Source organism: Streptomyces sp. DI166, from assembly GCF_900091315.1.
In the GTDB taxonomy this organism is placed as follows: domain Bacteria; phylum Actinomycetota; class Actinomycetes; order Streptomycetales; family Streptomycetaceae; genus Streptomyces; species Streptomyces fuscus.
The window spans coordinates 34,681-57,682 of the sequence record NZ_FLSP01000029.1 but is presented as its reverse complement, the minus strand read 5'-3'; the positions used below and the strand labels follow the sequence as shown (position 1 = coordinate 57,682).

The window sequence follows — 23,002 nt, the reverse complement described above, 5'->3', positions numbered from 1 at the left end:
GATCGGCGCCTTCGCTTCGCGGAAGTGGTACGAGCGTGTCACGTCCGCGCAGCACTCGCTTAACACGCGTCCGGCACATTAGTGGGTGTCGGCAGGGCGGGAGCGGCTCCCCGCCCCGGCCGGCGCCGAACGTCCACGGACCTCCGGAGCGGCTCCCGGACCTCCTGGACGCCGGACGTGAGACGGGTCCTGACCCGGTCCACGTCCCTCGCGGGGACCGCCGTCGTCCCGCCCCCCGGCAACGGGGGTGCGGCGGTCCCCGCGCATCACTTCTCCCAGTCGTCGTCGTGGTGCCGGTGCCGGCGGCGGAACAGATCCGGCTGCGTACGGACGGCCTGCACCACGTTCACGCCCACGATGCCCGCCCAGGCCACCAGCAGGCCGGGCAGATGGGCCACCCCGGCGCCGATACCGGACAGCGGGATCGCCAGCACCAGCGAGACGATGCCGAAGCCGTAGCGCTCGCCGAAGGAGTCCGTCGGCTTCGGTGACCGCTCACCGCGGGCCACCACCATCTGCTGCTCGGCCATCTGCCGCCGCACCCGGCGCTCGACCGCCGTGTCGATGCGCTGATCGACCTTCTCCAGGAACGAGTCGACCAGCGCGGACTCGTACTCCTCGCCCAGTTCCCTGCGGGCGTGCAGGGTGGCGTTGAGTTCCTTCTTCAGCTCGGTGTCCCGCGCATCCATTCCGGTCATGTCACCCACGGTAGGAAGTCCCGCCGCGGGCCGCACTGGGGTTAGCCCCCGTGTTGGCCCGGGGGCCTCCCCGGGCCACGGCGGCGGACCGCGGTCCCGCTCAGTCGCGCCGCGAGAAGCGCGTCACCTTCCCGATCACGTCCTCGCTGTACAGCCGCAGCGCCTGCTGCATCGCGAACTGCGCCAGGTACGCGCGCAACGCCTCCGGCGGCTCCTCCGACAGCCGCAGCATCCGGCGGTTGGTCACGACCGCCGCGCTGTCCAGCCGCTCGGCCGCCGTCGCCACCGCCCGGTCCATGTCGGCGGTGTCCACCACCTCGTCCACGAACAGCCGGGCGTCCGGCTCCGTCGCCCAGATCCGCCGGCCCCACAGGACGATCTGCCGGGAGATCCGCGCCCCCGCCGACTGCTGCAGCCGGAAGTTGGAGACGCCGGGGATGATCCCCTCCTGGGCGGCGGGCAGGCTCAGATACGCGTCCGACGCCGCGATCACCCGGTCGAAGACGAGCAGCAGCTGGGCCCCGCCGCCGATGGCGAAGGAGTCCACGGCGGCCACCCACGGCTTGACCACGGTCGGGGAGTGCCATGCCCCGGCGTGGTCCACCATCAGTCCCCGCGAGAGCTTCGCGATGTAGCCGAGCTCGCGGCGCAGCAGGAAGTCGACCAGGGAGATATCTCCCGCGTGCAGCGCCTTGAGGTTGATTCCGGCGCTGAACACGCGCCGGCCGCGGTAGCGCGGGTGCGCCATCTCACCGCCCCGCAGCACCCCGACGCCCACCGCCGGATCGAGCAGCGCCAGGTCGACGGCCGTCTCCATGTCGTCGACCTGCCGGTTGTCCTCGGCGTTGAGACTGTCCGTCCGGCACATGGTCAGGTACGCGGCCGTGCCGCGGCGTTCGACCCGGACCGAGCCGAGGTCCGCCAGCCCCGTGCGCCGGAACTCGGTCAGGGCGGCCAGTGCCCGCGGTGTGGGCAGCAGCATCGAGTCCATCAGGTGCGGGCCCGCCACCGGCGACTCCAGGAGCCGCGAGAACAGCAGCCCCTGGTCGATCTCCCGGCCCTCCTTGTTCTCCTGAGGCCGTCCGCGCTCGACGGCCATCTGTTCCGCCGTCGGCGCCAGCCCGGGGAAGGCGACGGCGGCCGCGTCCGCCAGCTCCGCGAGCCGGGGACGCCGGGTGCGCCCCTCCGTCAACTCGTCGTAGACCGCGTCCGCGTGCGCGGCCAGGAAGCGGGCGCGCACCTGACGGGCCGCGTTCTTCGCGGCGGCCGCCGCCTCCCGTTGCGCGGGCGTGCGGTCGGCGGGGCCGGGCAGCGCGGCCAGGACCTCCTCCGCCTCCTCCGCCCCGGTGAGCAGCGCCTTCCGGGCGGTCGACAGCTCGCCGGTGACGTCCTCGAACGAAACGGCCATCAGACCTCCACCTCCCACTCCGAGCCCTGCGCCCGCTCGCGTTCGCGCCGCAGCGAGCGGTCGCAGGCCGACAGATGGCTGCCCAGCGCTTCCTCGAAACTGACACTCGTGGCGTCGATCAACAGCCGCCGGCGCACCGCCAGCTCGGGCCCGGGGAAGGCGGTCAGCAGCTCCACCGCCGCTCGCGCCGACTCCTCGCGCCGGGCGTCCTCGACGACCTCGTCGAGCAGGTCCAGCCGCAGCGCCTCGGCGGCGGTCAGGGGCGCCCCGAACAGCACCGCGCGCCGCACCCGGGCCGCTCCCGCGTGGCTGGCGAGCCGGAACACCGCCATGCCGGGCCACATCCCGTCCGGCCGCGCGTGCAGGCGCAGCACCAGGTCGGGGGCGGCGATGCGGTAGTCCGCCGCCAGCAGGGCGTCCAGGGCGACGCCGCCGCACTCGCCCCCGGCCAGGGCGAGCGTGGGGGCACCGAGCCGCTCCATGCGGCGCAGCACCCGCTCCCACTTGCTCACCAGGTGCACATCGACTCCTTCGTCCAGCAGGCCCGGCTCCCCGGCCCCGCCGGTCAGGCGCAGGACGCCCACGGCCCTCCCGGTGGCTGCCGAGGCTTCGAGCCGGTCGCAGAAGGCGTCCAGCTCGGCGACGAGGGCGGGGGACAGGACGCGGCCCGCGTCGACGCCCAGCTCCAGGACGTCGAGGGGTGGGTTGCTGGTGCTGGTATCCGTACCGGCCGTGGCGGCCGTGGTGCGAGCGGACAATGCCGTATGCCTCTCCGTGTGTGATGGGTGCCGTGGCATGCGTGAACCACCGGGTGTGACGGGTGACGTCGCACGGGAGCGGGGCGGGGACCGCCGGCCGCCCGGCGGCGGCTCACCAGCGGACGAGCGCCGTCTCGATCGTCGAGCCCGGGCCCATCGTCATCAGCACCCCGTACTCCCCGGGCCTGACGAGCCCCTCGTCGAGCAGCCGCTCGTAGGAGAAGAGGAAGGAGCCGCTGGAGAGATTCCCGTAGTCGCGCAGCACGGCGGTGGTGTGCCGTACGTCGTAGCGGGTCAGGCCGAGGTTCACCATCACCGACTCGACCACCTTCTTGCCGCCGGAGTGCACCAGCCAGTGCCCGATGTCGCTCCGCCGCAGCCCGGTGCCGTCGAGCAGCCGGCCCACCACGGTCTCCACCCGCCCGCCGACCACGTACGGGATGTCGCGGTCGAGGAAGAAGCTGAAGAGGTTGGCGTCGTCGTCCCAGTCGTAGCGCATCGCGCCGATCGCCTCGGGGATGATGCCGCTCGCGAACTTGAGCAGCTCCGGCCCGCATTCCGGCCGCGGCGTGGCCGCCGCCTCCCCGCTGACCACGCAGATCGCCGCGGCGCCGTCCCCGAAGAGGCTGTTGACCACGGCCGTGCGCATCGTGCCGTCGAACACGTACGCGGCGGAGCACACCTCGATGCACACCATCACGGCCAGCTCACCGGGGTGCGCGTGGGCCCAGCCGGCCACGGCGTTCAGGGCGTTGAGGCCCGCGTTGCAGCCCATGCCGACGACGTCCAGGCGGCTGCAGTGCGTGTCGATGCCCATCTCGCGGATCAGATGGGCGCTGAAGCCCGGCGCCATGAACCCGGTGGTGGTCACACAGGTCAGGTAGCGCACGTCGGCGAGTTCCCGGCCCGCGCGCTTGAGGGCCGCCTCGACGGCCTGCGCGCCGATGGCGATGCCCTCGGCCCGGTGCTTGGCGAGGAGCTGCCCCTGCGACTCCTGCGCGCGGGTACCGTCGGGACGCTGCGGCGGGAGAGTGAGGGAGCGCCGCTCGATGGCGCTGTTCAGGAAGACGGAGCGGATCCGCCGGTCCTTGATGTCGAAGGCGTCGAGCAGTTCCCGCTGTGTGTAGGAGTTCTCCGGGGTGGCCGTGCCGACCCCGGTGATCCGGGCCATGGGCGACTCGGCCAGCGGGATCGCTCCCGCCGTGCGCAGCGCGCCGGGACTGGGGAGGCTCAGTGCGGTGGTCACCTGTACGTCCACCCCCACCTCCGACGGGCGCTCCTGATGAGCACCTTGACCTGTTCCTCAGCCAATGTCGTTCACCTCGTTCCGCAGAATCGGTCCGATCGTGTGCATGGCTCGGCTCTTGACGATCTCGAAGTGTCCGTAGGGCACTTCATGGGTCAGCACGTCTCCGGTGAGGTACCGCTTCCAGACCACCGAGGGCGCCGGGCCCGGCCGGCCGGGTTCGGCCGCGTCGAAGAGCAGCGTGCGGGCCCGCACCGGGCGCGGGCGGTGCGCGGCGGCCGCGACGAGGTTCTCGTACGCGACACGCGGCAGCCGCCGCAGGACCCGGTCGGGCAGGTCGGCGAGCGGGTGACCGGCGGGCAGCGCACCGCGCAGGGCCCCCGCGGACGGGTACGCGGAGGTGTCGGCGGGCCACACGGCCGCGCCGTCCACGGCGACGTACACCGCCTCCGCCACCCCGGCCGGTGGTGCGTCGGGGCCGCCCGCCGGAGCGTCCACCAGCACCAGCAGGGCCACGGTCTCGCCCTGTTCCTCCAGCGCGGCGGCCAGTTCCTGAGCGACGGTCCCGCCCATCGACCAGCCCATCAGCACGTACGGTCCGCTCGGCCGGAGCGCGGTCAGTTGCTCCAGGTACGCCGCCGCGAGCTGCGGCACGCCCAGGGCCGCCACGTCGCCCGTGCCGTCCAGGCGCGGGTCCTGCAGCGCGTGCACCGGGCAGGTGCGTGGCAGGTGGGCGGGGAGCGTGGAGTACGCCCAGCCGAGGCCGTTCGCGGGCGGCAGCAGGAACACCGGGCACCCGGCGGCGTCGGCGTTTCCGGCGCTTCCGGTGCGGAACGTCAGGACCGGGCCGACGCCCTCGTGCGTGCGGGACACGGCGGACTCCGCGTCGAGGAGCCGCTCCAGGCGCTCCACGGTCGGCGCCTCGAACACCGTGCGCACCCGCAGTTCCACACCCAGCGCCTCGCGGATGCGCCCGACCAGCCGGATCGCGAGCAGCGAATGCCCACCCAGGTCGAAGAAGCCGTCGTCCACGCCGACCTCGCTCACCCCGAGCACCTCGGCGAACAGCGCGCACAGGTGCCGCTGACGCGCGGTCACCGGGGCCCGGCCGCCCGCCCTCGCCCTCCGTTCGGGCTCCGGCAGCGCGGCGCGGTCGAGCTTGCCGTTCGCGTTCACCGGCAGGGCGTCCAGCTCCACCAGGTGGGGCGGCACCATGTAGTCGGGCAGCCGCGCCGCGAGACGGTCGCGCAGCGCGGCCGTGTCCACGGCGCCCGCGCTCGCGGCGACGAAGTAGCCGACCAGTCCGTGGACTCCGGAACGGTCCGGGCGGGCCACCACCGCGGCCCGTACGACACCCGGGCAGGCCATGAGGGCGGCCTCGACCTCGCCGGGCTCCACCCGGTACCCACGGATCTTGACCTGGAAGTCGTCGCGCCCCAGATACTCCAGCACCCCGTCCCGCGTCCAGCGCGCCCGGTCGCCGGTGCGGTACATGCGCGCCCCGGGCGGGCCGAACGGGTCCGCCACGAACCGCGCCGCGGTGAGGCCCGGCAGCCCCAGATAGCCGCGGGCCACGCCGCGCCCCGCGAGGTACAGGTCGCCCGGCGAGCCCGGAGGCACCGGCCGCAGACCCGGGTCGAGTACGTAGGCGGCGGTGTTGGCGAGCGGCCGGCCGATCGGCACCGTGCGGGCGTCGGCCGGGACGTCCTGGAGCGTGGAGTACACGGTGGTCTCGGTGGGCCCGTACTGGTTGACCACGACCGTGCCGAGGGCCGCCAGGTCCCCTGCCAGATCGGCCGGAAGCGCCTCACCGGCGTTGAGCACGCGCAGCCCGCGGAGCGCGTCGGGCACCTCGGCCACCAGCGACCGCCACAGACTCGGCGTGGCCTGCAGCGCGGTCACCCGGTGGCGGCGCAGCAGCGCGGCCAGCTCGGCGGGGTCGCGTGCCGCGTCGCGCGGGGCGAGGACCAGACAGGCGCCGGAGACCAGCGGCAGATACAGCTCGGCCACGGACGCGTCGAAGGCGACGGTGGTGACCGCCGCGAGCCGGTCGTCGGGCCCCAGCCGGTGGTGGTCACGCAGTGCGAGTGCCAGGTTGAGCAGACCGGCGTGGGTGATCACCACGCCCTTGGGGCGGCCCGTGGAGCCCGAGGTGTAGATGACGTACGCGACCGAGTCGGGCGGTACCGCGCCGCCCGACTCCGAGTCGGACAGACGGGCGGACGGCACGGCGGCGATCCGGGCCGCTGTCCCGGGGTCGTCCAGGCACACGGTCGGGCAGTCCGCGGGTACGAGCGGCGCCGTCGCCGAGTCCACGAGCAGCAGCGCCGGTCGCGCGTCGGCCAGCGTCCCGGCCAGGCGCTCGGCCGGATGCGTGACGTCCAGCGGCAGGTACGCGGCACCGGTCCTCAGCACGGCGAGCATGGCCACGACCACCTGCTCCGAGCGCGGCAGCGCCAGCGCGACCAGGCGCTCCGGGCCCGCCCCGAGCCCCTGCAGGTGCCTCGCCAACCGGTTGGATGCCTCGTCGAGTTGGCGGTACGTCAGGGTGACCGGGCCGGACACCACGGCGGGCGCGTCGGGGGTACGGGCCGCACACTCCTCGAAGACGTGGGTGACCGAGCCGCACGGGAGCGGCGTCGAGGTGTCGTTCCAGTCGACGATCAGGCGCCGCCGCTCGTCCGCGTCCAGGATGTCGAGGTCGCCGATCCGCGACTCGGGCGCCGTGGCGACCTGCCGGAGCACGCGTTCCAGGCGGCGTGCCACCGCATGGGCGGTGGCGCGGTCGAACAGGTCGGAGCTGTACTCGACGAACCCGTCCAGACCCGCGGCCTCGCCGTCCTTGCCCCAGCACTCGCTCAGGAAGAAGGACAGGTCGAACTTGGCGATGTCCGCGCGTGCCGGATCGTTGCGGCAGGAGAGTCCGGCCAGCTCGAAGTCCGCGATACCGCCGCTCTGCATGGACAGGTAGACCTGGAAGAGGGGGTGGTGGGCGAGGGAGCGGGCCGGGGAGAGTTCTTCGACGAGGCGTTCGAAGGGGAGGTCCTGGTGGTCGTAGGCGGCCAGGGAGACGGCCCTGGTGCGGTCGAGGAGTTCGGTGAAGGTGGGATCGCCGGAGGTGTCGTTGCGCAGGACGAGGGTGTTGACGAAGAAGCCGACGAGGTCTTCGAGTGCTTCGTCGCCGCGTCCGGCGACGACGGTGCCCAGGGGGATGTCGGTGCCCGCGCCGAGCCGGGTGAGCAGGGCGGCCACGGCCGCCTGGACGACCATGAACACTGAGGCGCCTCTGGAGGCGGCCAGTTCGCGGAGGCGGGTGTGGGTGTGGGCGTCGAGGGTGAGGGTGGTGCTGCCGCCCCGGTAGGAGGCGCGGGCGGGGCGGGGGCGGTCGGTGGGCAGGGTCAGTTCCTGCGGGAGTCCGGCCAGTGCTGCGCGCCAGTGGGCGAGTTGGCGGGGGCCTTCGAGGTCGAGGAGTTCGCGTTGCCAGAGGGTGTAGTCGGCGTACTGGATGTCCAGGGGTGGCCAGTCGGGGGCTGTTCCGGCCAGCCGGGCGGCATACGCGGTGGACAGGTCCGCCGAGAGGGGGGCCATGGACCAGCCGTCGGCGGCGATGTGGTGCACCACCAGCACCAGCACCGTCTCCTCGGGACCGGTCTCCAACACCCGCACCCGCAACGGGACCTCGGCGCCCAGGTCGAAGCAGTACCCGGTGGTCTCGGCGACCCGGGTGTCCACCTCACCCGGCGGACAGGACACGAACTCCACCGGCACGTCGGCCTGTTCCAGGATCCGCTGGACCGGCTCACCGCCGCTCTCGACGTACACGGTGCGCAGCACCTCGTGCCGGGCGACCACGTCCCGCACCGCCGCCGTGAACGCCTCCCGTTCCAGCGTGCCCGCGATCCGCGTCACCACCGGGATGTTGTACGTCGCCGAAGGGCCCTCAAGCCGGTACAGGAACCACAGACGACGCTGAGCAAACGACAACGGCAGCATCAAGCCCCTCCCATCTCGGTCCTGGCCCGCGCGTCTCCGGGCCCGCGCGGGTGGATTCAGGTGTCCCGCTCCGCCACGAACCGCGCCAGCCGGTCCAGACCGGTTTCGATCTCCGCCGGTGTCAGATGGCTCACCGACAGCCGGATCTCACGGCGGGCCTCGTCACCCGCGTAGAAGTGGTGCATCGGCGTCCACAGCACCCCGTACTCGCGGGCGCACACGGCCAGCAGGTCGTCACCCGCCACGAAGGGCAGGGCGCAGACCACGAAGAAGCCCCCCGAGGGGCGGTTCCACGTCACGTGCGGGCGCCGGTCCGCCGGGAAGCGGCGCGCCAGACCGTCCAGGACCAGGCGCAGGTTGCGGCGGTAGACCGCCCGCTCCCGCTCGTTGGCCGTGCGCAGGCTCCCGTCGTACTCCAGGAGCTTGCCTCCGATCACGGCCTGGGCGATCGGCGACGTGTTCACCGTGAGCATGCTCTTGAGCTCGCCGAGCCGGTCCGCGAGCAGTTCCGTACCGCCGTCGGCACCCGTGCCCACGCGCTGGTCGGCCACGACGTAACCCACGCGCGCACCCGGGTTGCCCGTCTTGGCGAAGGAGCCGAGATAGACGACGCCGCGCCCGGTGTCGAGGGACTTGAGGGTGGGCAGCGGCGTGTTCCCGGCGGGTCCGGCGTCGAACAGGCCGTACGGGTTGTCCTCCAGGAGCAGCAGGCCGATGTCGTACGCGGCCTCCAGGAGCCTCTTGCGGACGTCCAGGTCGAGGCTGATGCCGGACGGATTGCCGAAGTCGGGCACGATGTAGCAGGCGCGCGGCCGCAGCCCCTGTTCCCGTGCCCGACGCGCCACGGCCACCAGGTCGTCGATGTCGATGCCCGCGTCGGACTGGGCGACCGGCAGGACCGGCATGTCCGCGAGGTGGGCGGCCCCCGCGGCCCCCACGTAGGTCGGCATGACGGCGAGCAGTACGTCACGGTCGTCGCGGCGCAGCGCGCGCAGGGTCAGGAAGAGGGCCTCCTGGCAGCCCACGGTGACCACGACGGCCTCCGGGTCGACGAGGATGCCCTCGTCCGACTCCAGGTGGCGGGCCACGAGTTCGTGGATCACGCCCTTGGTCCTGCCGTACTGGAGAAGCGTTCCCCGCACCCGCTGCTCGTCGCCGCCGAACTTCTCGCGCAGATGGGCCGCGAACAGGTCGAGGTGACGGTGCACCGCGGCCAGATCGAGGAAATCCTCGCAGGGGCGGCCGGCCGCGAAAGAGATCGCGTCGGGGTAGTGCTGGGCCACCTCATTGAGGAAGTTCATGGACCTGGCGGTCGGCGAGGAAAGAGACGCGTGCAGTTCGTCGGGCCGCAGGTCCGGTTTCGGCGGGCTGCTCGGAACACCGGTCACGAAGAGCCCCGGAGGCTCGCCGGACGGAGATCGGTCCAGTGCTCCTCCACAAAAGCGAGGCATGTGTCCCGCGGGGCGTCGTCGAGAACCGTTGTCCAGCCCTGCGGAATATCGATTCCGGAGGGCCAGAGGGAATGTTGTTGCTCCGCGTTCACCAGGACCTTGAAAGGGCGTGACTCGTCGTCGAAGGGATTCGACATTCCGACCCCTAGGGATATGAGGGGAAAGCAACCGAGAAGGGGAGCGGACATCGTGTGCCGGTCCGCTCCGCCTTTGACGTGCGTGCTGCGCCGCAGCCTATGGAGGCGTCCTCGGCGGCAGCAAGGAGCACCGGGCGAATTCCGGCGTCATCTACCGGTCACTCGGCCCCGGCCGCGGGAACCCACGGTCCGTTTGTGGACACGGTGTGCGGGCGGCCCGCCCTCAGGATGTGCTGTGGGCCACCAGTCCCAACTCCGCCGCCCTGATCCCGGCCTGGAAGCGGGAGGTGACGTCGAGGCTCTTGAGAATGCGGGCGACGTAGCGCCGGTAGGTGCGCACGCACACTCCCATCTGCCGGGCCGCGGCCTCGTCCTTGACGCCGGAACACAGCAGCCGGAGCACCTGACTCTGCACCGCGTCGGCGGTGATCCGGCTCAGGGCACCCGAATGCCGCTCGGCGGTCGGCCCGAAACCGGGCGGGGCCGCGGGCGGCGGTGGGGGAGGAGGTGCGGAGGGTAAGGGCGGCGCCGCTGGTGCCGGGGAGGCGGCGGCCTGCTCCCAGAGGGCGCTGTACATACGCCGGAACGGTTCGACCACTTCGGCGTGCTGGAACAGCAGGGCCCGCCGCTCCCCGGGCCGACCCTCGGTCCGCACGACTCCGGTCTCTCCCCCCAGCATGATCATGTTGGGCGGCGGAGCGGAGGCGAACCGGACGACGGCGCCGGCGTCCAGGAGCCGGCGCAGCAGATGGCGGCCGGCGGCACTGCGGGCCGCCTCACGGTGCCACAGCAGACGCAGCTCACGGCCCGTGCCAACGATGTCCTCGCTGCACAGCTCGGAGAACTCGGAGTCGGCACTCCCGCACCACGCGACCCGTACGACGCCGTGTCCCTTCAGGGCGAGCGATGCCTCGCGCAGGATGTCCCGTACCGCGCCCATGTCTACGCGGCGGATCAAACGGCCTTCGCCGGTACGGTAGTTCGTCAGTGCTTCTTGAATGATTCGTTCGGCGTTGCTGATGGCGGCGTCCGTCGGCGGGGATATGCCGACCGACCTGACGGCGTTTCGAGGATCCCTCTCCAAACGCCGGCTGATATCTAACACGTTCACCCCCGTGACTTCGCACGTTGCGGCCAGATCTAACCGGGTCGGGGCACGAGGGCAGAACTACTGTGTTCCGGACTTTGTTCGCCGGCACCGAGGCGTCGTCGGATTCAGAGCCGTATTCCCCCGTTCTGACCGTCAACCACGTCGAGTTGACTGGTGGTGGGGCCGCTGCCATTCCCGGCCGACGTTCGGACAGCTCAGTACGTTTGCCGACGGCCAAGCCCCTTGAACCGGGCAACATCCTGGGAACCGCCCATCGGATTGTCAATGAGCGGTCCTCGCGGTGACCGGATGGGGTAGGCGATTGGCCGTAACGCAGCGGGGCTCGATGCGATGCGGTCCCTCAGGCCTCCTGCTCCTCGGGCCACTTCGCCCTGCGCAGCTCCCGCGTACGCAGGCCCACACACCACGCCGCCGCCAGTACCGAGGCCAGCACCAGGACGGTGACCGCGGCCGAGAAGTGCTCCAGGAGCTGGCCCGCCAGGAACACCCCCAGGGACGCTCCCGCGCCGAACACCGTCATGCAGGCGGCGACCGCCCGGCCCCGTTGCTCGTCCGGAACCTGACGGAAGATCAGGATGTCGACGAGGACGCGCATCGACGGCCCTCCCAGCCCCAGCAGGAACAGCGCGAGAGCCGGCCACCACCGGCCCCAGGGCGCCGCGAGCGAGCCGATCAGCAGGGCCGCCGTACCGCCCAGCCACAACATCAGGACCCCCGGCGCGAGCAGCTTGTGCAAAGGTGCCACCAGTACCGTCCCGGCGAGCCCGCCGACGGCCAGGGCCATGGTCGTGCAACCGATCGCCGTGCTGGTCAGGCCCTGCTCGCGCAGGTGCACCACCACGCTGAGGATCACCGGCGCGGTCACGGTGTTCATCGCGGCGGCGAACAGCATGCCCGTGCGCAGCGTGGGGTGCCCCCACAGCGCGCGCAGGCCCACCGTCATCCGCGACAGCAGCGGTTCCCTCTCGGCCGCGCGCATCGGCGCGTGCGGGGCCTCGGCCGGCGGCCGTACGAACAGGGTGAGCACCAGGGACGCGGCGAAGGAGCACGCGGTCACCACGAACGGCACCACCTGCGCGACCGCGTACAGCGCGCCGCCCAACGGCGGACCCGACGTCGCGGCGGCGTGACTGCGGACCTCCTCCTGGGTCAGCGCGGCGGTCAGCTGCCGGGGCGGCACCAGCGAACGCACCAGCAGCATCCGGGTCGACCCGCCCAGCGGCTGCACGGCACCCACCACCACGGCCACCGCGAGCAGGTGCGGCAGCGACACCGCGTCGAGCAGGAACGCCACCACCACGCTGCCGGTGGCCAGGGCGCGCGCCGCCTCCACGCACAGCAGCAGTCGGCGCCGGTCGTAGCGGTCCGCCAGCTCGCCCGCGGGCATACCGCACAGCAGCGAAGTGAAGATCTGCACGCCGCCGAAGGCACCCGCCCAGCCCGGCGAACCCGTCACCGCCAACACCACCAGCGGATACGCGAGTTCGGCTATCTCCTTGCCCAGGAAGGCGAAGACCGAACCCGCCCACAGGAGTTGGAAGCCGCGGTTGCGCCGCAGCGGGACATTCGGGGCGGCGGGGCGCTCCTGGACCGTGTCGTGCCGGGAATCGGCCGACCTGTTGGACAAGACCCCTCCTGACGTCGTGAGCCTCTCGTGGAGCCCGGCGACTGTACGGTGCCGGGCGCCGCGACCGCACCGGGTGGCGCAGTCCGCATGTGGACAGCCGGGAGTCCGGCGAAGGGACTTACTGCGCCTCTTCCGCCCCGCCCTCCGCGCCCTTCTCGTCGTCCTCCGCCAGCAGCAGGTACAGCTCGCGCCGGGTCCGGGCCAGCAGCCGGCTCGCCCGCTCCACCTGCGCGCCGGAGCCCACGGCGCCCACTTGCTGGACGCAGCCGGTGAGCTGGGTGAGCTGCCGGTACAGCTCGGGCACACCCTCGTGGGCCGTCTCCCGCCACGCGTCCCAGGGCTCGCCCCACTCCCGCGCTCCCTCGTCGCAGTGCCGGACGCCCTCCTCGGTGAGGTGGAACAGCCGCGAGCCCTGGCGGCCCGTCGCCCGCACCAGGCCCTGCTCCTCGAACTGCTGGAGCACCGGGTAGACCGACCCGGGCCTGGGCCGCCACATGCCGAGGCTGCGGCGCTCCAGCTCCTGGACGATCTGGTGGCCGCTGTATGCCCGTTCCCGCAGCAACAGGAGAACGGCGGCACGCAGGTCAGGGCGCACCGGAGGCGGCGGCGGTGGGGGCGCGGGCGGGGGAGGCGGAGGTGGCAGATGCATGGCTCGTCCTGGTGGATCGGGGCGGTGGCCCTCGGAAGGGATGACGGAACTTCGTTAACGATATATCTGTAACGTCGAGTGAAGTAGACGATAATCGGCCACCCCTGCACGCTCCGAGATCTCCGGGGACGGTCGCCGATCGGGGCCGGAGCGGCGGACTGTCATCTTGCTGACAGAGGTTCGCTCGAAGGTCCGTGGAGGGCGTGGGGCTCCCTAGGATCGAGCGCATTCAGGCCTGTCGCTCACATGTTCCGTTTCTGGGGCGCGTTCACGGCCTCGGGGAGTTCCCCCAGGCGCGACGATCCGGAGGGCACCGTGCTGCCGTTGTCGTTTGCTCAGCGTCGTCTGTGGTTTCTGTACCGGCTTGAGGGCCCTTCGGCGACGTACAACATCCCGGTGGTGACGCGGATCGCGGGCACGCTGGAACGGGAGGCGTTCACGGCGGCGGTGCGGGACGTGGTCGCCCGGCACGAGGTGCTGCGCACCGTGTACGTCGAGAGCGGCGGTGAGCCGGTCCAGCGGATCCTGGAACAGGCCGATGTGCCGGTGGAGTTCGTGTCCTGTCCGCCGGGTGAGGTGGACGCCCGGGTCGCCGAGACCACCGGGTACTGCTTCGACCTGGGCGCCGAGATCCCGTTGCGGGTGCGGGTGTTGGAGACCGGTCCCGGGGAGACGGTGCTGGTGCTGGTGGTGCACCACATCGCCGCCGACGGCTGGTCCATGGCCCCGCTCTCGGCGGACCTGTCCACCGCGTATGCCGCCCGGCTGGCCGGAACAGCGCCCGACTGGCAGCCCCTGGACATCCAGTACGCCGACTACACCCTCTGGCAGCGGCAGCTCGTCGAAACCAAAGGGCCAGCCCAACTCGCCTACTGGGCCGATGCGTTGGCCGGGCTTCCGCAGGAGCTGGCCCTGCCCACCGACCGGCCCCGCCCGGCCCGCGCCTCCTACCGGGGCGGCAGTGTCAGCGTGAAGCTCGGTGTGGACGACGAGTTACGGGAGCTGGCGGCTTCCCGGGGCGTGTCGGTGTTCATGGTCGTCCAGGCGGCCGTGGCCGCCCTGCTCACCCGGCTCGGCGCAGGCACCGACATCCCCCTGGGCACCGTCGTCGCCGGACGCGGCGACGAAGCACTCGAAGACCTCGTCGGCTTCTTCGTCAACACCCTCGTCCTGCGCAACGACACCTCCGGCGATCCCACCTTCACCGAACTCCTCGACCGCACCAGGGCCGTCTCCCTGGCCGCCTACGACCACCAGGACCTCCCCTTCGAACGCCTCGTCGAAGAACTCTCCCCAGCCCGCTCCCTCGCCCACCACCCCCTCTTCCAGGTCGCCGTGGCCGTCGAGGAGACCGACCTCGCCGTCGACCTCGCCGGACTGCGCACCGAGGCCGCCAGGCCCGAGGAGCGCACCGCCAAGTTCGACCTGTTCTTCGCCGTACGGGAGGAGGGCGGCGACGGGCTCCACGTCGTCGTGAACTACGCCGACGACCTCTTCGACCGCTCCACCGCACGCGACCTCGGCCGACGCCTTGTCCGTCTCCTGGAGCGGGCCGTCCGCGAACCCCTCACCCGGGTCCACGCGTTCGACGTGCTGCTTCCCGAGGAACGCACCCGCCTCTTCGGCGGGTGGAACACCGGCCCCGAGGTTGAGTTCGCCGCTCTCCCCGAGCACTTCCGCGCCCGGGTCCGCGAGACCCCGGACGCGCCCGCCGTCGTCGACGGCGACCGCACCCTCACCTACCGGGAGCTCGACGAGTGGACCGACCGCGTCGCGGGCGGCCTGCGCCGCCGTGGCGTGGGCGCCGATGTGCCGGTCGCGGTCTCCATGGGACGGTGCGCGGAGCTGGTCGCGGCCTTCCTCGCCGTCTCCAAGGCGGGCGGCGTCTATCTGCCGATCGACCCCGACTACCCGGCCGCGCGCATCAGTTACATGCTCGACGACACCCGGCCGCCGCTGATCCTGGTCGACCACGCCGCTCGGCTGACCGCCCCCGGCCACGATCCGGTCGTGTTCGGCGAGCTGACCGACGAGCCCCTGGCTCGGGACGTGCCCCCGCCCGGCGCACACGACGGTGCCTACATCATCTACACCTCCGGCTCGACCGGTCAGCCCAAGGGCGTGCTCGTCCCGCACGCCGGTATCAGCCGGCTCGTCGCGCGCTTCCGCCAGTTCGGCGCGGGCCCCGGCGCCGGGGTGCGGCTGCTCGCCTCGATCGGCTTCGACGGCTCGGTGTGGGAGATGACGATGGCCGTGCTCACCGGCGGCACCGTCGTCACCGGCGATCCCGAGCATCTGCTGACCCACGGCCTGCCACCCGGCAGCGGTGTCACCCACGTGACCGTGACCCCCTCGCTCCTGTCGGCGCTGCCCGAAGAGGCGTTCCCGCAGGGCACCACGGTGATCACCGCCAGCGAGGCCGCCTCGCAGCAACTGGTGGACCGGTGGGCGACCCGGTGCCGGGTGGAGAACTCGTACGGACCGACCGAGACCACCGTCTGTGCCAGCGGCGGGCCACTCGTGCCGGGCGAGCCGGTCACCATCGGCCGGCCGGTGCCCGGAACCGAGCTGTACGTCCTCGACGACGGGCTCGCACTCGTGCCGGTCGGCGTGCCGGGCGAACTGTACGTGGCGGGTCCGGGGCTCGCCCGGGGCTATGTGAGCAGGCCCGGAATGACCGCCTCGCGGTTCGTGGCGAACCCGTTCGGCGCGCCGGGCACCCGGATGTACCGGACCGGCGACGTCGTGCGCTGGGACCGCGAGGGCCGCCTGGTGTTCGTCGGCCGCGCGGACGACCAGGTGAAGATCCGGGGCTTCCGGATCGAACTCGGCGAGGTGGAGGCCGCCCTGGGGCGCGACCCGCGCATCGCCCGGGCGGCGGCGGTCGTACGCGAGGACGTGCCGGGCGACCGGCGCCTGGTCGCCTACGTCGTCCCGGCCGACGGACCGCTCGACGTGGCCGCCGTACGGGCCGCGCTGGCCGAGGAACTGCCCGAGTACATGGTCCCGGCCGCGTTCGTCGAGCTGGACGAGCTGCCGATGACCGCCAGCGCCAAGCTCGACCGCGCCAGGCTGCCCGCACCCACCTACGCCGGGACGGGGACGCGGCGCGCGCCCCGCACCCCGCAGGAGGAGCTGCTGTGCCGGCTCTTCGCGGAAACCCTGGGAGTGGAGCAGGTCGGCATCGACGACGGGTTCTTCGCACGCGGCGGGCACTCACTGCTGGCGGTCCGCCTGGTGAACCGGTTGCAGGCCGAGTTCGGCGTCGACCTCGGCGTACGGGCCCTGTTCGAAGCGCCGACGGTCCTGCAGCTGGCGGAGCATCTGGGGCGGCTCGACCCGGTTCGGGGGAAGGGCGCCGGTTCGGGCAGGCCCGCGGTGGTGGGTGGCCGTACGCGGCCCGAGAACCTGCCGCCTTCGTTCGCCCAGCGCCGTCTGTGGTTCCTGCACCGGCTTGAGGGCCCTTCGGCGACGTACAACATCCCGGTGGTGACGCGGATCGCGGGCACGCTGGAGCGGGGCGCGTTCACGGCGGCCGTGCGGGACGTGGTCGCGCGGCACGAAGCTCTGCGGACCGTGTTCACGGAGCTGGACGGCGAGCCGGTCCAGCGTGTCCTCGAACGGCCTGACGTGCCCGTCGAGTTCGTCACCTGCGCTCGTGAGGAGGTTCCCGGCCTGGTCGCGGAGGCAGGAGGCCATCCGTTCGACTTGGGCACCGAGATCCCGTTGCGGGTGCGGGTGTTGGAGACCGGTCCCGGGGAGACGGTGCTGGTGCTGGTGGTGCACCACATCGCCGCCGACGGCTGGTCCATGGCCCCCCTCTCGGCGGACCTGTCCACCGCGTATGCCGCCCGGCTGGCCGGAACAGCCCCCGACTGGCCACCCCTGGACATCCAGTACGCCGACTACACCCTCTGGCAACGCGAACTCCTCGACCTCGAAGGCCCCCGCCAACTCGCCCACTGGCGCGCAGCACTGGCCGGACTCCCGCAGGAACTGACCCTGCCCACCGACCGCCCCCGCCCCGCCCGCGCCTCCTACCGGGGCGGCAGCACCACCCTCACCCTCGACGCCCACACCCACACCCGCCTCCGTGAACTGGCCGCCTCCAGAGGCGCCTCAGTGTTCATGGTGATGCAGGCGGCCGTGGCCGCCCTGCTCACCCGGCTCGGCGCGGGCACCGACATCCCCCTGGGCACCGTCGTCGCCGGACGCGGCGACGAAGCACTCGAAGACCTCGTCGGCTTCTTCGTCAACACCCTCGTCCTGCGCAACGACACCTCCGGCGATCCCACCTTCACCGAACTCCTCGACCGCACCAGGGCCGTCTCCCTGGCCGCCTACGACCACCAGGACCTCCCCTTCGAACGCCTCGTCGAAGAACTCTCCCCCGCCCGGTCACTGGCCCACCACCCCCTCTTCCAGGTCGCCGTGTCGGTCAAGGACGTGCGCGTGGAGCCGCCGCGGCTCGGCGGAGCGGTCTGCACCGACGACGGCTACATGCTCGACATCGCCAAGTTCGACCTGGAGTTCACCTTCGAGGAACACCACCGGCCCGACGGCGGCTGCGCGGGCCTCGGCCTCGCCGTCGGCTACGCCCGGGACCTCTTCGACCCGGAGTCCGCCCGGCTGATCGGCGAGCGCCTGGTCAGGATCCTCGAACAGGCCGCCGCCCGGCCGGAGACGGCTCTCGGGTCACTCGTCCTCACCACCCCGCAGGAGCGCGCCGAACTCCTCGCCCTCGGCCGCGGCCCCGACCTGCCCCGCACACACGCGTCGCTCGTGGAGGCCTTCACGGCCCAGGCGACCCGCACCCCGCACGAGGTGGCCGTAGAAGCGAACGGCGCCCGGCTCACCTACCGCGACCTCGACAGCGAGAGCGGCGCCCTGGCGGCCGAACTCGCCGAGGCGGGCGTCGGTCCGGAGACCGTCGTACCCGTGCTGATGGAACGCTCGGCGGAACTCGTCGTGTCGCTCCTCGCCGTGCTGAAGGCGGGCGGCGCCTACATGCCCGTCCACACGGCCTACCCGCTCGCCCGTATGCGCGAGGTCGTCGCCCGCGCCACCGGCCCCGTCCTCCTGGTCGACGCGGCACACCGCACGCACACACTGGTCACCGACCGGGACCCGGACGGGCCCGTGCCGGTCGAAGTGGTGCTCGGCACGCGTGATCCCGGCGGGTGGCGGCCGGTGCCGACGGCGCCCGAGGCGGCGGCGTACGTGATGTTCACCTCCGGTTCCACCGGCGAGCCCAAGGGCATCACCGTCACACACCAGGGCGTCGTCGATCTGGCCCTCGACCCGTCCTGGCAGGTCGGCCCGCGCGACCGGGTGCTCTTCCACTCCCCGCACGCCTTCGACGCCTCGACGTACGAGATCTGGGCACCGCTCCTCAACGGAGGGCGCGTGGTCGTCGCCCCGCCCGGCGAACTGGACGCGCACGCCCTGCGCGAGCTGATCGAGCGCCACGGCATCACCCATCTGTCGCTCACCGCGGGCCTGTTCCGGGTCGTGGCCGAGGACCTCGCCGAGGGCCTGGCCCGGCTGAAGGAAGTCACCACCGGCGGCGATGTGATCTCCCCGCAGGCGGTGGCCCGCGTCCTGGAGAACTGCCCGGACACTGTCGTCCGCACGACCTACGGGCCTACCGAGATGACCCTGTGCGTCACCGGGCACCCCTACACCCACGCACAGCGCGGGGACATCGGTACCACCGTCCCCCTGGGCGAGGCACTCGCCCACACCCGGATGTACGTCCTCGACGAGCGCCTCCTGCCCGTCCCGGTCGGCGTTCCCGGCGAGCTGTACCTCGCCGGCGCCGGTCTCGCCCGCGGCTACGCCGACCGGCCGGGCCTCACCGCCGGCCGCTTCGTCGCCGATCCCCACGGCGCCCCGGGCACCCGTATGTACCGCACCGGCGACGTCGTGCGCTGGGACCGCGAGGGGCGGCTGGTGTTCCTCGGCCGGGCGGACGACCAGGTCAAGATCCGCGGCTTCCGCATCGAGCCCGGCGAGGTCGAGAGCGCGCTGACCCGCGCCGAGGGCGTGGCCCAGGCCGCGGTGGTGGTGCGCGAGGACACCCCCGGGGACCGGCGCCTGGTCGCGTACGTGGTGCCCGACGGGCCGCCGCTCGACAGTGCCGCCCTGCGCGCGGGGCTGGCCAAGGTGCTGCCGGACTACATGGTCCCGGCCGCGTTCGTCGAACTCGCCGCGCTCCCGGTCACCCCCAACGGCAAGCTCGACCGGGCCCGACTGCCCGCGCCCTCCTACACGGTGACGGCCGAACACCGCGCACCCCGCAGCGCCCGCGAGGAGGTCCTGTGCGCGCTCTTCGCCGAGACGCTGGGCGTGGAGAAGGTCGGTATCGACGACGGGTTCTTCGACCTCGGCGGACACTCGCTGCTCGCCATCCGCCTGGTGAACCGGGTGCGCACCGCCCTCGGCGTCGATCTCGGGGTGCGGACTCTGTTCGAGACACCCACCGTCAGGGGCCTCGCCGAGGCCGTGGAGAGCACGACGATCCCCGCCGCACGACCGGTGCTCCGACGCCGGCCTCGAACCCCGGACAGCGGTTTCACGAAAGCGAGGAGTTGAAGGATGACCGTGCCGCCCGTGCTGCTCAAGGGTGACGACCTCTTCGAGGACGACCCCACCCTCGGCCCGTACGAGAACACGCGCGACCTCTCCAAGTACCTGCTCATGCACTACGGGCGCATCGACGACGTCTTCGAGCGCCCGCACCATCCGCTGGCCACCTCCCACGGGTACCCCCAGCGCCTGTCCGATCTGCTCGAACTGTGCGCCCTGCGCAGCGGTACGCGGGTGCGTCGCGCCCTCGACGTGGGGTGCAGCGTCGGCGGTGTCGCCCACGCGCTGGGCGGCTGGGTCGAGGAACGGGTCACCGGCATCGACGTCAGCCCGCGCTCCATCGATGTCGCCCGGACCCTGCACAGACACGGCTGCGGCACTTTCAGCGTGGTCCAGCAGGGGCCGTACACCCGCGAGGTCCATGTCCGGGTCCCGGTACCGGGTGAGGGGCGTGCCCGGGTCGACTTCGAGGTGGGTGACGCCTGCGACCTCGGTCTCCTCGGGGAGACCACGCGCGGTGTGGACGCCGCGGTGCTGTCCAACGTCCTCGACCGGGTCGCCGATCCGGAGCGGTGCCTGCGCCAGTTCACCGACTCCGACGCGTTCCTGCGCCCCGGCGGACTGCTCATGGTCGCCTGCCCGTGGTCCTGGTACCCGGCCTACAGCGACCCCGAGCGCTGGCTCGGCTCCAGCAGCGACCACACGCCCAGTGAGGAGGCGGTCAAGCAACTGCTCGGCACCGCCTTCGACCTGCTGGCGGAGAGCGACGAAGGCGCCGTGCTGCGGCAGAACCCCCGCGAGTACGACTACTTCGAGGCGCATGTGACGGTGTGGCGCAAGCGCTGACCCGTGGGTCATGCGCACGGTACGACCCGGGCTGTATAACGTCATGCAGATTTTCCGTCGGCTGAATATGGTCGACGGGCAGGACGGTCGGTCCGTGTCGAGGGGAGTGCGCGCGTGAGGTCGTCCCGGATCGTGGCCGGGCCCCCGGTCGTGGACGCCGGGCCCGTGGTGCTCGACGGCCGTGGGCTCACCGTCGCGGACGTGTTGCGCCTCGCCGACGGGACCGCGCGGCCGGTGCCGGACGACGCGGCGATGAAGCGGGCCGGGCGGTCCTGGGACGCGGCCCGGCGCATCGCCGCGACCGGCAGGGTCTACGGCCGTTCCACCGGCGTCGGCGCCAACCGCACCGAGGACGTGCCCACCGAGGCCGCCGCCGGGCACGGCCTGCGCCTGCTGCGCAGCCACGCCGGGGCCATCGGGGAGGAGCTGCCCGCCCGCCAGGTGCGGGCCATGCTCGCCGTCCGGGCCAACCAGATCCTCGCGGGCGGCGCCGGGCTGCGGCCGTCCGTGGTGAGCGCGCTGTGCGAGGCGCTGATCGGCGGCGCCCATCCGGTCGTCCACGAGTTCGGCTCCGTCGGCACGGGCGACCTCGCCGCGCTCGCCCAGATGGGGCTGGCCCTGGCCGGGGAGCACCCGTGGCGGGGGACCGGCGCCCCGCGCCGCAGCCGCTGGACAACAACGACGCGCTCGCCCTGATAAGCAGCAACGCCCTCACCCTCGGCCAGGCCGCCCTCGCCCTGCACGAACTGCGCGGGCTGCTCGGCGCCACCGAGGTCGTCGCCGCGCTCTCCCTGCTCGCCGTCGACGGCTCCCACGAGCCGTTCGCCGCCCCCGTCCACCAGGCCCGCCCGCACCGCGGCACCGCCGAGGTGGCCCGCCGCATGCGGGAGCTGACCGGCGCCGCCGACCGGCCCACCCCGCCGCTCGGCCGCATCCAGGACCCGTACGGCTTCCGCTGCCTGCCGCAGATCCACGGCCCCGCGCACGACGCCGCCGACGCGCTGGAGGCGCTGCTCGCCGTCGAGCTCAACGCCGCCGCCGAGAACCCGCTGATCTCGGCCGACGACCTCGCCGCCTACCACCACGGCGGCTTCTACCAGGCCGGGCTCGCCCTCGCCCTGGACCACTTCCGGCTCGCCCTCACCCAGGTCGCGCGGCTGTCCACCTCCCGCCTGCACACCCTCAACGAGCCCGCCTACACCCGGCTGCGGCCCTTCCTCGCCGACCACGAGCCCGCCGCGTCCGGGGTGATGATCCTGGAGTACTCCGCCGCGGCCGCCCTCGGCGACCTGCGCGCGTTCTCCGCCCCCGCCTCCCTCGGCCACGCTGTACTCTCCCGGGGCGTCGAGGAACAGGCCAGTTTCGCCTCGCTCGCCGCCCGGCAGACGCTGCGCGCGTGCGGCGCGTACCGTCTCGTCGTCGGCTGCGAACTCGTCGCCGCCGTACGGGCGCTGCGCCAGCGCGAACTCAGGCCCGAACCGGGACTCCCGGTGGGCCGCGCGCTGGAGCTCGCCGAGGCGGTGCTCGACGAGGACCAGGCCGACCGGCCGCTCACCGACGACGTGACGGCGGCCGCCCGGTTGCTGGACCGGTTCACGGAGATCTGGAGGGGGAACGGCGCATGAGCGCGGAGGGCAACACGAGGGCCGCGGACACCCCGGCCGCACGGCTGCAGGCGCTCTTCGAGGGGCACCGGCTCACCCCGACCCAGCGGCGCATCGCGCACAGCATGGTGCGCCGGGCCGCCGACGTGCCCTTCCTCTCCAGCGTCGAACTCGCCGAACTGGCCGGGGTCAGCCAGCCGTCGGTGACCCGTTTCGCCGTCGCCCTCGGCTTCGACGGCTACCCGGCGCTGCGCCGCCATCTGCGCGAGGTGGCGCCCGTCGAACCCGCCGACACCGAGCGCACCTCCAACGAGTACCAGCAGGCCGTCGAGGCCGAGATCGAGAACCTGCGGCACCTGGCCGAACTGCTCGCCGACCCGCGTCCGGTGCGCAAGGCGGGCCGGCTGCTGGCCGCCTCCCGCCCGCTGCCGGTGCTGGGCCTGCGCGCGGCGGCCGCCCAGGCGTACGGCTTCGCCTACTTCGCGGCCAAGGTCCACCCGGACGTCCGGCTGCTGAACGAGGGCGGCACGATGATCCACGACCGGATCGACGCCTGCGTCCGGGCCGGCGCCTCGGCGCTGCTCTGCTTCGCGCTGCCCCGGCATCCGCGCGAGGTGCTGGACACCCTCGGCTACGCGAGGGAGGCCGGACTCACCGTGGTCACGGTCGCCGACTCCGCCTTCGCGCCGGTCGCCAAGGCCTCCGACCTGCTGCTGCCCGCCGCCGTCGGCACCGGGCTCGCCTTCGACACCGCCTGCGCCCCGATGCTGCTGGGCCGAGTGCTGCTGGAGGCCATGTGCGACGACCTGCCCGACGCGCAGGCGTGGCTGGAGGAGTTCGACGCGAAGGCGGCGGCCCGCGGGCTGTTCGTGGAGTGAGACGCCCT

General features: G+C 72.8%; 13 protein-coding genes and 1 pseudogene. 4 read left to right on the top strand and 10 right to left on the bottom strand.

What is annotated here, in order from left to right; genetic code table 11:
• Positions 1–266 precede the first annotated feature (266 nt).
• The 10 genes from GA0115233_RS16500 to GA0115233_RS16455 form a co-directional block, all read right to left on the bottom strand.
• Positions 267–698, bottom strand: a complete 432-nt coding sequence (locus tag GA0115233_RS16500; protein ID WP_093720984.1) for a hypothetical protein — start codon at positions 696–698, stop codon at positions 267–269.
• 100 nt (positions 699–798) lie between these two features.
• Entirely contained in the window at positions 799–2,106 is a 1,308-nt protein-coding gene (gene dpgC / locus GA0115233_RS16495; protein ID WP_093720983.1) for a (3,5-dihydroxyphenyl)acetyl-CoA 1,2-dioxygenase DpgC, read from the bottom strand.
• On the bottom strand, positions 2,106–2,864 hold the full coding sequence (dpgB, locus tag GA0115233_RS16490) for an enoyl-CoA-hydratase DpgB (RefSeq protein ID WP_255310225.1): 759 nt from the start codon (positions 2,862–2,864) through the stop codon (positions 2,106–2,108). Before dpgB ends, dpgC begins: the two co-directional genes overlap by 1 nt.
• Before the next feature lie 112 nt (positions 2,865–2,976).
• Positions 2,977–4,035, bottom strand: a complete 1,059-nt coding sequence (gene dpgA, locus GA0115233_RS16485; protein ID WP_093721009.1) for a 3,5-dihydroxyphenylacetyl-CoA synthase DpgA — start codon at positions 4,033–4,035, stop codon at positions 2,977–2,979.
• 132 nt (positions 4,036–4,167) lie between these two features.
• Positions 4,168–8,103 carry a non-ribosomal peptide synthetase gene (locus tag GA0115233_RS16480; RefSeq protein ID WP_093720981.1) on the bottom strand — a complete coding sequence of 1,312 codons (3,936 nt, stop codon included), beginning with the start codon at positions 8,101–8,103 and terminating at the stop codon, positions 4,168–4,170.
• Between the two features lie 56 nt (positions 8,104–8,159).
• Complete coding sequence (locus GA0115233_RS16475; protein ID WP_255310224.1) at positions 8,160–9,404, bottom strand: aminotransferase-like domain-containing protein; 1,245 nt, start codon at positions 9,402–9,404, stop codon at positions 8,160–8,162.
• 83 nt (positions 9,405–9,487) lie between these two features.
• Positions 9,488–9,691: an MbtH family protein gene (locus tag GA0115233_RS16470; protein WP_093720979.1), complete on the bottom strand. Its 204-nt coding sequence runs from the start codon at positions 9,689–9,691 to the stop codon at positions 9,488–9,490.
• Positions 9,692–9,914: 223 nt separating this feature from the next.
• Positions 9,915–10,649 (bottom strand): helix-turn-helix transcriptional regulator, encoded by a 735-nt coding sequence (locus GA0115233_RS16465; protein WP_141689515.1) that lies wholly within the window; start codon positions 10,647–10,649, stop codon positions 9,915–9,917.
• 493 nt (positions 10,650–11,142) lie between these two features.
• Positions 11,143–12,429: an MFS transporter gene (locus GA0115233_RS16460; RefSeq protein ID WP_176711805.1), complete on the bottom strand. Its 1,287-nt coding sequence runs from the start codon at positions 12,427–12,429 to the stop codon at positions 11,143–11,145.
• 118 nt (positions 12,430–12,547) lie between these two features.
• Entirely contained in the window at positions 12,548–13,078 is a 531-nt protein-coding gene (locus tag GA0115233_RS16455) for a PadR family transcriptional regulator (RefSeq protein ID WP_093720976.1), read from the bottom strand.
• Between the two features lie 315 nt (positions 13,079–13,393).
• Here GA0115233_RS16455 and GA0115233_RS16450 point away from each other — a divergent pair, with 315 nt between their 5' ends.
• The 4 genes and pseudogenes from GA0115233_RS16450 (at position 13,394) to GA0115233_RS16435 (ending at position 22,994) form a co-directional block, all read left to right on the top strand.
• Positions 13,394–19,672, top strand: coding sequence for a non-ribosomal peptide synthetase (locus tag GA0115233_RS16450; RefSeq protein WP_255310227.1), 6,279 nt, complete (start codon positions 13,394–13,396; stop codon positions 19,670–19,672).
• Between the two features lie 3 nt (positions 19,673–19,675).
• On the top strand, positions 19,676–20,512 hold the full coding sequence (locus GA0115233_RS16445) for a methyltransferase domain-containing protein (RefSeq protein ID WP_093720974.1): 837 nt from the start codon (positions 19,676–19,678) through the stop codon (positions 20,510–20,512).
• A 150-nt stretch (positions 20,513–20,662) separates the two neighbouring features.
• Positions 20,663–22,137: pseudogene (locus GA0115233_RS16440) on the top strand (aromatic amino acid ammonia-lyase).
• The gene (locus GA0115233_RS16435) at positions 22,134–22,994 is read left to right on the top strand and encodes a MurR/RpiR family transcriptional regulator (protein ID WP_093720973.1); all 861 of its coding nucleotides are present in this window, start codon (positions 22,134–22,136) and stop codon (positions 22,992–22,994) included. The pseudogene GA0115233_RS16440 and the gene GA0115233_RS16435 overlap by 4 nt, the downstream one beginning before the upstream one ends.
• Positions 22,995–23,002 lie beyond the last annotated feature (8 nt).